The sequence below is a fragment of the Neobacillus drentensis genome (genome assembly GCF_036962765.1).
Lineage (GTDB): Bacteria > Bacillota > Bacilli > Bacillales > Cytobacillaceae > Neobacillus > Neobacillus drentensis_C.
Genome location: NZ_JBALOS010000316.1, coordinates 1 through 9,281, shown reverse-complemented (window position 1 = coordinate 9,281; position 9,281 = coordinate 1). Strand labels below are relative to the sequence as shown.

The 9,281-nt window shown below is 34.9% G+C and carries 8 protein-coding genes; 6 read left to right on the top strand and 2 right to left on the bottom strand.

The window, feature by feature from the left end:
• Window positions 1-301: 301 nt before the first annotated feature.
• Genes V7137_RS28105 through phnX form a run of 5 tightly spaced genes read left to right on the top strand, consistent with a single transcriptional unit; the run spans window position 302 to window position 5,635 of the window.
• Entirely contained in the window at window positions 302-1,051 is a 750-nt protein-coding gene (locus V7137_RS28105) for an ABC transporter ATP-binding protein (RefSeq protein ID WP_335701111.1), read from the top strand.
• Complete coding sequence (locus V7137_RS28100) at window positions 1,044-2,663, top strand: ABC transporter permease subunit (RefSeq protein WP_335701110.1); 1,620 nt, start codon at window positions 1,044-1,046, stop codon at window positions 2,661-2,663. Before V7137_RS28105 ends, V7137_RS28100 begins: the two co-directional genes overlap by 8 nt.
• A 42-nt stretch (window positions 2,664-2,705) precedes the next feature.
• Window positions 2,706-3,707, top strand: a complete 1,002-nt coding sequence (locus tag V7137_RS28095; RefSeq protein ID WP_335701109.1) for an extracellular solute-binding protein — start codon at window positions 2,706-2,708, stop codon at window positions 3,705-3,707.
• A 21-nt stretch (window positions 3,708-3,728) separates the two neighbouring features.
• On the top strand, window positions 3,729-4,823 hold the full coding sequence (gene phnW / locus V7137_RS28090; RefSeq protein ID WP_335701108.1) for a 2-aminoethylphosphonate--pyruvate transaminase: 1,095 nt from the start codon (window positions 3,729-3,731) through the stop codon (window positions 4,821-4,823).
• Window positions 4,820-5,635, top strand: coding sequence for a phosphonoacetaldehyde hydrolase (gene phnX, locus V7137_RS28085; RefSeq protein ID WP_335701107.1), 816 nt, complete (start codon window positions 4,820-4,822; stop codon window positions 5,633-5,635). The genes phnW and phnX overlap by 4 nt, the downstream gene beginning before the upstream one ends.
• A gap of 373 nt (window positions 5,636-6,008) precedes the next feature.
• On the opposite strand, the gene V7137_RS28080 is transcribed toward phnX, so the two are convergent.
• Together V7137_RS28080 and V7137_RS28075 are read right to left on the bottom strand one after the other, a co-directional pair.
• Window positions 6,009-7,406: a sensor histidine kinase gene (locus V7137_RS28080; protein ID WP_335701106.1), complete on the bottom strand. Its 1,398-nt coding sequence runs from the start codon at window positions 7,404-7,406 to the stop codon at window positions 6,009-6,011.
• Between the two features lie 6 nt (window positions 7,407-7,412).
• Complete coding sequence (locus V7137_RS28075) at window positions 7,413-8,087, bottom strand: response regulator transcription factor (RefSeq protein WP_335701105.1); 675 nt, start codon at window positions 8,085-8,087, stop codon at window positions 7,413-7,415.
• Window positions 8,088-8,489: 402 nt separating this feature from the next.
• Between V7137_RS28075 and V7137_RS28070 the strand changes: the two genes are divergently transcribed.
• Window positions 8,490-9,203, top strand: coding sequence for a hypothetical protein (locus V7137_RS28070; RefSeq protein ID WP_335701104.1), 714 nt, complete (start codon window positions 8,490-8,492; stop codon window positions 9,201-9,203).
• Window positions 9,204-9,281: the final 78 nt, after the last annotated feature.

The following is a 9,281-nucleotide window of genomic DNA, read 5'->3' as shown; positions in this document are numbered from 1 at the left end:
TTAAGGACTTTTTTTAATTTTAATATATCCATTATTTTTTTTTGTCTTTCAACCGGAAGCATAAACTCACCCATTCAAAGTTGTCATTTTATTAAGTTTGAATCAATTGTATTTTACTAAATATGGTAGATATATTCAATGATTTTTTTGTAAAGTTTTGCAAAAGTATTTATAAATATAGTCAAAAGTTAGTAATGATTTGTATATAAAGTGTTCAAAATTTACATAAAATTTACATAAATCCATAATAAAATTTACACGCGGAATTTAAACTGAAATTGTGATTGAGGAGGTGGCAAGTTTGCTGGAATTACGAAAAATTAGCAAACACTTTAATGGGAAATACATTTTAGAGGATATAAATCTTGAAATACAATCAGGAGAAATCGTGTCGTTACTAGGTCCAAGCGGTAGCGGGAAAACGACTCTATTAAATATCATCCTTGGATTAACTAAAATGGATCAAGGGAAAATCTTCTTTGAAGGAACGGATATCGGTAAGATCCCAATGAAGAAACGAGGCTTTAATATTGTATTTCAAGATTATGCGCTTTTTCCTAACTTAAATGCATACGAAAATATTGTTTATGGATTAAGAAATAAGAAAGTGATTTCGGAGGAAGAGCTGCAGGAATATATTGATTTCTTAGAGCTAAAACCACATTTAACGAAGAAAATTGCTGAATTATCAGGGGGTCAGAAACAACGGGTAGCTCTAGCAAGAACGCTAGTAACGAAACCAAAAATATTATTATTAGATGAGCCATTAAGTGCGTTGGACGGTGTTATTAAAGAGTCCATTAAGGAACGGATTAAAACAATTGCAAGAGAATTTAAGCTTACGACGATTATCGTCACGCATGATCCGGAAGAAGCACTAACCCTATCCGATAAAATTTTAATCATTAATCAAGGGAATATTTCTCAATTTGGAACACCTCAAGAAATCATCAACCAACCGAGTAATGAGTTTGTTCAAGAATTTATTCTAAAACAATTACAGATTAAAAAGCAAAATATCTATAACTTATTTGGTGAAAATTATGCTTAATGTAAAACCAGAAATGCGAGTCATTTATTATTCTATTCTAGTGTTATTTGTTTCATTTCTATTATCACCGCTTGTCATTTTATTTGCTCAATCTTTTGAAACAAGTCAGGGATTCGGGATCTCAAATTATCTTTCAATCATATCAAATAAAGACATCATTGTGGCAATAGTAAATAGTATAAAAATTTCGACAATTACTGCTGTGATCACAACGGTATTGGCTTTTATTATTGCTTATTCCATCAATTGCACAAGAATCTATCGTCCAATAAAAGCCGTCATTAAGACCGGAATCCTTATTCCTATGCTGCTCCCTACCATTACGTATGGATTTGCTATTATGTATTCTTTCGGAAACCAAGGATTAATTACAAAGATAGTGGGAAGAAATTTATTCGAGATTTATGGGTTTAACGGATTATTAATCGGATATGTCATTTATACTCTGCCCGCAGCGTTTCTTCTTATAAACAATTCCTTTAAATACGTTGATAAGAAGTTCATCATCGTATCAAAGTTAATGGGTGATGGAACGTTTAGAAGTTTTAAGAACACAATCATTCGTCCATTATTAGGAACTTTAGGAGGAGCTTTCGTTCTTTCCTTTATCCTTAGTTTTACAGATTTTGGGATACCTGCTTCAGTAGGTGGAACCTATACGGTTGTAGCTACTCAATTGTACCAAGTCATGCTGGGGTCGATTCCAAACTTTAATAATGGTGCTGTTATTGCAGTTCTGATGCTGCTTCCAGCTGTGTTTGGTGTTATCTTGTTGAATTACCTTGAAAAACTTAATTTTCATTATGACAAATTTACAGATATTGAGCTGATACAGCATAAATTCCGAGATATTGGTTTTGGACTTATCTCATCCGTTATTTTATTCGGAATGGTCTCGACTCTGGTCGTGATGTTTATTGTACCTTTTTTAAATCAATATCCTTTTGATCCTACGTTTACCTTTAAACACGTTATGGACACGTTCCAATCGAGTGATTTAACAGGTGTTTATAAAAATTCATTATTGGTGGCAGCACTTACGGCTATATTCGGTACGTTAATCGCTTATTGTTCTGCGCTATTAAATGTTCGAACAAGGATAAAAGGAAGATCTCAGATAGATATTATTTCAATGGTTACAAACACAGTTCCAGGAATGGTATTAGGTATATCTTATTTACTTCTATTTAATGATAGTAGTTTAAAGGGAACATTCACCATCATAGTTTTATGTAATATCGTACACTTTTTTACTACTCCCTATTTGATGGCGAAAAATTCTCTATCAAAAATGAATCCATCCTGGGAAACTACTGGGGAGCTTTTAGGAGATAGCTGGATTAAAACGGTGTATCGAGTCATAATACCGAACTCTGCATCGACGGTAATGGAGATGATTAGCTACTATTTTATCAATTCCATGGTTACAATCAGCGGAATCATCTTCTTAATAACTGCTCAAACTTCGTTAGTTGCTAGCAAAATTAAAGAGCTGCAGCACTTTGCAAAATTTAATGAAATATTTGTTCTATCTTTGCTCATCTTTTTCACGAATTTAATCGTAAAGTTACTTTGCGATTATTTACAAAGAAAACGGGTCACCCATCGTTAATTAACGATGTTTTCTAAACCAATAAAAAAGTGAGGGAATTATATGTTGAAGAAATTTAGAGGGAGTATCTTAGCACTTTTAGCATTATCTTTAGTATTCTCATTAGCAGCTTGTAGCAGTACAAAAACGGAAGGAACGGAAGAAGCTAAAAAAGTAGTAATTTCTACAAACGGTGATGAAGAAGCCGTTGCAGCTATGGAAAAGGCATTAAAAAACGCTGGATATGATGGGAAATATGTTGTCCAATCTTTAGGTACTTCTGAATTAGGCGGAAAGCTAATCGCTGAGGGTGACAAAATTGATGCGAATTTAGTAACAATGAGTTCATATTTTGTAGAAAGTGCTCAAGAAAAACACTCCATGTTCAAAGACCTAACTTTCGAAACCAATGCATTGGAAAAATATCCATCTTATTACACACCGATTTTAGCTAATACAGGCGCCATTTTCATCAATTCAAAAGTAATGAAAGAAAAAGGCTTACCTATGCCAACATCTATTAAAGATTTAACGAAACCAGCATTTAAAGGACAAGTGTCCATCCCCAATATTATGGATTCTTCAACAGGATGGTTGCTAATTCAGGCTATTGTCAGTCAATACGGAGAAGAAGAAGGCAAAACGATTCTTCATGATTTAATTGCAAATGTTGGTCCACATCTTGAAAGCTCTGGTTCAGGTCCAATTAAGAAAGTACAAGCTGGAGAAGTAGCAGTTGGATTTGGTTTACGTCATCAAGCTGTAGCTGCTAAAGAGTCTGGTGAACCGATTGACTATATTGATCCGACTGAGGGGAATTTTTCACTGACAGAATCCGTTGCTGTAGTGAAAAAGGATGATGCAACAACGAAACTAGCAATGGAAATGGCAGAAGTCATAATAAAAGATGCGAGAAAAGATTTGATTACAAATTATCCAGTTGCTCTTTATAAAGGTGAAACCGTAAGTGATATTCATAAACCGGCACACTCTATGAAATTTGAAAAACCATTAACAGTAGATTTATTGGAAGAGCACCAACAATTCTTTAATTCAGCAAAATAGTTTAGTAGGGAGTGAAGGGATTTGAAAAACTATAAACTTTTAACACCGGGCCCATTGACCACTTCAAGCACGGTCAAAGCGGAAATGCTCTTTGACCGTTGCACGTGGGACCAAGACTATAAAGAAATTACGCAAAAAATTAGAGCGCAACTTCTTGAATTTGCATGTGCTGCAAAGGAAGACTATACGGTTGTGCTCATGCAAGGAAGTGGTAGTTTCGCTGTTGAATCTGTGATGACTACCGCCATATCAAGAGATGATAAGGTTCTCATCGTTACGAACGGCGCCTATGGTGAACGTATTATTAAAATGGCTCAATATCTTGGACTCCATTATTTGCATTATAGTGTCGAATACAATGAGTATCCAAATGAAGCCGAATTAAGAAGCATTTTAGAAGAAGATCAAGCCATTACGCATATTGTCATGGTTCATTGTGAAACAACCACAGGAATTTTAAATCCCATCGAAATGATTTCTACGCTTTCAAGGGAGTTCAGGAAAACGTTAATTATTGATGCCATGAGCAGTTTTGGTGGAATGGAAATCAATGTACCCGAACTAGGTATTGACTATTTGATTAGCAGTGCAAATAAATGTATTCAGGGTGTACCAGGGTTTGGATTTGTCATTGCAAAGCTTGAGAAGCTTTTAGCCTGCGAAGGGAACTCGCGTAGTTTGTCACTGGATTTATATGATCAGTGGAAAGAAATGGATAAAGATGGAAAGTGGCGCTTTACTTCGCCAACACATGTTGTCGCTGCTTTTTCTAAAGCCATTGATGAATTAGTTGAAGAGGGTGGCATTTCAGCAAGGCATACACGTTACCATCATAATAATCGTATTTTAAGAGAGAGACTTGAAAAAATAGGTTTCCAAGCCTATATCTCATCAGAAAAACAATCACCCATTATATCAACGTTTCTTTTTCCGAATGAACGGTTCAACTTTGCTGACTTTTATTCCTATGTGAAAGAGAAGGGATATGTCATCTATCCAGGAAAGTTAACAGACGCAGATACATTCCGAATCGGAAATATTGGAGAAATCTATGATGAAGATATTCAAGAATTATGTAACATAATTGAAGAATATATGGGAGTTGTGACAAAATGAACAAGGTAGAAGGAGTAATCTTTGATTGGGCTGGAACAATGGTCGATTTTGGATGTTTTGCACCCGTTCGTGTGTTCGTGGATATTTTTAATGGTGCCGGCATTGACGTAACTATGGAGGAAGCAAGAGCTCCGATGGGAATGTTAAAGATTGACCATATTCGGGCCATGTTGTCTATGTCCAGAATTTCAGCATTATGGGAAGAGAAATATGGAAGATCATTTAATGAACAAGATGTGGAAAACTTGTATGAGAAATTTGAACCTGCCCTTTTGGCTACCTTAGCAGAATATACAGATCCCATTCCAGAAATCATTGAGACCGTTCAAGAATTAAGAAAACAAGGTTTAAAGATTGGGTCAACTACTGGTTATACCGATAAGATGATGGATATAGTGGTTCCGAATGCGAAGAAAAAAGGCTATAGTCCAGATTTTTATCTTACACCTGATGCGACAAATTCGGTTGGAAGACCGTATCCTTACATGATTTATCGCAATATGGAACAATTAAAATTATCGGCATCTTGGAAGGTAGTAAAGGTAGGCGATACCATTTCAGATATTGTAGAAGGGAATCATGCTGGAGTTTGGTCCGTTGGAGTCATTATTGGAAGCTCTGAAATGGGATTAAGTTTAGAAGAATTTCATGCTCTATCCGAATTTGATCGAGAGGTAATCATCTCTAAAACAGAACACTCATTTATTAAAAATGGGGCAGACTTTACGATCAAGACAATGAGTGAACTTCCAGATCTTATTGAAAGGATTAATAAACTTATTGCAGAAGGAAAGAGACCTAGTGCAAAATAATCACAATTTAATGCGTGAAGGTGATATCAACTTTAGCCAGCTGCGTTCAGGTTGGATGAATCAGCTATCTTCCTATCTTTCGGAAACAAAGTGTGTAAGGTGAGCACTGACTACAACTATGACTAAATACTATTTACATCCAGCACTCCAGTCATGTGGAGTGCTGTTCACTACAGGTTTTGAAATGAAAGTAGACCATCCAATCGATACTCTTATATTTCAACGGTGACATTCCATGCTAGACATGCGTAGATAGAATAAAGTATGAAGACTATAAAAAAATAGTAAATTGATATAGGTGCTTTGCATAGGAAGCACCTTTTGGTATGTTGTTTCCATTTCGTTTTTGTACTAGAACCTCTTTCAATATTCATTAATAAAAAGGCAACTTTACAGTTACACACGTCCCTTCATTCGGCTTACTACGAACTTCAATCGTTCCTTCATGAACATCTACAATCCATTTACATAAAGACAATCCAAGCCCAGTTCCTCCTTGACTTCTTGATCTGGAATCGTCCGCGCGATAAAATCGCTGAAAAATAAAAGGCAAGTGTTCCTCTGAAATCCCGATCCCATTATCCATTACATGAATATAAATGAATTTTTCCGTCCTGTTTGCCTTGATTTCCACTGTGCCACTTTCTGGAGTGTACTTAAGCGCATTTTCAATCAAGTTAATAAATAGTCTTCGTAAGAGATCTTCATCCCCGAATAAAATGAATGGATCGGGTATTTGAATATGTAATTCAATCTGTTTTTTCATTTCCAATGATAGTAAATGATTCCTAACATTTTGGAATAAGAGCATTCCGTCAACGGTTTTTCGCTCTATCAGATTTGAATTAGAGGTATTTCTCGATAAATATAAGAATTTTTCTACCATATCAGATAAATAGATGACCTCTTCCAAAACAGCATACAGGACGTCTTTATATTCCTCTTCCGATCTATTTCTATTTAAAGCAACATCCAATTCTCCTCGCATAATTGTTAAGGAAGTACGAAGTTCATGAGAAACATCGGAAGTAAACTGCTGAATTTGCGTGAAAGAGCTTTCTAGTCTGTCAATCATATGATTGAGGGTCTTAGATAAACTATACAATTCATCTTCCGGCCCTTCAATAGGAAGCCGTTCGTGTAAACTGGTTGCAGTAATGGCATTAGTCGTACTGATTATTTGATGAATCGGCTTCAGCGTTTTTTTCGAAATCAACCATCCCATCACGATTGATATTCCTAGGAATACAAAATTAGAGATGATAATAATGTTCCGCAACTGATCAATGGCGAAATGCCGTATCGTGTCGTTTGTAGCAACCGTAATTCTGTATGTCCATTTATTTTGTGATATCAGTTGCATGGACATCGCACGAAGAGGTATCCCATTTAGCTCGGGATCCCAGCTGAAGGTATTCTCGTCCATCTTCTTTAAAGTTTCTGAATCGTAGATGAGTTGACCGTACAAATTTCGAGATTCTGCAATGATTTGCCCTCGATCAGTTTCAATGATCCAATAGAACTCTTCTTGATTTACGCTTTCAAAACTTCGCAATCGGTTGATGTGTTGTTCGATTTTAGAATACGAATCCCCTTCCTCCAAACAATAGGCAATCAAACTAAGTTCTCGGGTTAGGATCGAATCGACTTCTTTGGTTACCATTTCAGAAAATGTAAAATATAGGAATCCGCTAAATAGGAATAAAATGAATATAAACATAATCGAATGCCAAATCGTAATTCTCCATACGATACTTTTTAAAAACCTCATGATGGTTTATTCTTCACTTTTGATTATATAACCAATACTATAAACCGTTTGTATTAGTTTTAAATCAAAGTTTTTATCGATTTTATTTCTTAAGTGATTAATATAAACATCAACTACATTGGTTCCTATGTTATAAGCATCCGTCCAAACGCGTTCTAGAATTAACGTTCTAGATAAAATCTTACCGGCATTTCTCATCATAAATTCCAAAATAGCATATTCCTTATTGGAAAGGAATATATGGAGTCCCCCTCGAATCACCTCTCTCGTAGAAGGATTCAACGTCAGATCCGCTACTTGTAAAAGAGGTGATGCCTTTTCGTGGTCCCGTCTTAATAGACACCGTATACGTGCTAATAACTCCGTAAAAGCAAACGGCTTTGTCATATAATCGTCCGCTCCTAAATCGAGTCCATCTACTTTATCTGCCACGGAATCTTTGGCACTGAGAATAAGAATAGGAATATTTTTTCCATTCAACCTTAGTTCCTTAATCAATCGCATTCCATTTTTCTTCGGAATCATTAGGTCGACAATCATAAGATCATATTCTTCTGCAAATGCAAGTTCTGAAGCGATTTCACCATCGTTCGCCACATCTACAACATAATGGTGCTCTCTTAATCCTTGCGATATAAAACGGGCTACCTTTGACTCATCTTCAACCAATAACAACCTCATTACCATTTCCCCTAGCAATTCACTCAATTTATTTATCGATAGTGATAATCATTATCAATTAATTTATAATAATATCTTAAATTATCAATCTTTCCTGGTCAATCAGGTAATAGTTTCCAATGGTAAAACAACTCTCATCATTAAGCAACATTATAATTTCCTCATTGAGATTTATTATCTAAACTGACAGATACCTTTAAATACTTAATTGCTAATATCCATATTAACTTAACAATCATAAGGTAAGTCCTACATTAACATAGTGTGAAATATTAAAGTTTTTTAATTTTATTTTAAATAGTTTTTAATAATTTTTTTGTAACATTTCACCATCGGTTAAATAAATGATAATGATTATCATTGTCAATTTTGCTTCGATCAAAAATATTTTGGAGGGGGCTTATGATGCAAAATCAAAATAATTCAGGAAAACACTTTTATCATTATTTAGTTGTTTTAATGCGCATTCTATTTGGAATAGGCTGGCTTTTAGCAGGAGTAACGAAGATTTTAGGTGAAGGGGGTTCTTCAGGACATTCATGGTTTACTCAACCAGGAGTATTTCTAAGTGATTATCTGATGAATACATTAAATAAACCGAATGTACCAGATTTTTATAAATTTTTTATAGAAGAGGCAGCACTTAAGCAAGTGTTGGCTTTAAATTATACCATTCCCATCGTTCAGGTGATAGTTGGATTGTTTCTTATCGCAGGGTTTATGACACTTCCAGCTATTCTGACGTGTCTCTTTATGCATATTAACTTTCTTCTTTCAGGTAATATCAATATAATGAGCCTTACCCTTTATACAAGCGCCTTTGGATTGTTACTTAGTGGAAGACAAATGTATCGTTTAAGCTTGGATAAATATTTCAAGTTAAATCAGTTATTGAACTTAACTATTAATAAATCCAGAGATTTAACGATTCCTAAATTTAAAGAAATGCATCCTCAAGACGACCTTAAAAAACTTTTGCAAGACAGTATGAACGAGGTTGTAAGTTCTGTAGAAAAAGCTCAGGTGTCCCAAAATGAGCGGATCGAACAATTTATCACTTATATTCAAGAAACTTACTTTAGTGAAAATAGTCATGTTAAAAAGAAAAGCATGTAAATCATTAATTTGTTAAGCATAACATCATTTTTACAACCCTTTAAACATTTTAGAGGGGAGTTATGTATAGGATAAAAG

What these genes read in the sequence shown, in the direction of transcription:
- V7137_RS28100 (WP_335701110.1), top strand. Translation starts at nt 1,044, where the DNA reads ATGCTTAATGTAAAACCAGAAATGCGAGTCATTTATTATTCTATTCTA.
- V7137_RS28095 (WP_335701109.1), top strand. Translation starts at nt 2,706, where the DNA reads ATGTTGAAGAAATTTAGAGGGAGTATCTTAGCACTTTTAGCATTATCT.
- phnX (WP_335701107.1), top strand. Translation starts at nt 4,820, where the DNA reads ATGAACAAGGTAGAAGGAGTAATCTTTGATTGGGCTGGAACAATGGTC.
- V7137_RS28080 (WP_335701106.1), bottom strand. Translation starts at nt 7,406, where the DNA reads ATGAGGTTTTTAAAAAGTATCGTATGGAGAATTACGATTTGGCATTCG.
- V7137_RS28075 (WP_335701105.1), bottom strand. Translation starts at nt 8,087, where the DNA reads ATGAGGTTGTTATTGGTTGAAGATGAGTCAAAGGTAGCCCGTTTTATA.
- V7137_RS28070 (WP_335701104.1), top strand. Translation starts at nt 8,490, where the DNA reads ATGATGCAAAATCAAAATAATTCAGGAAAACACTTTTATCATTATTTA.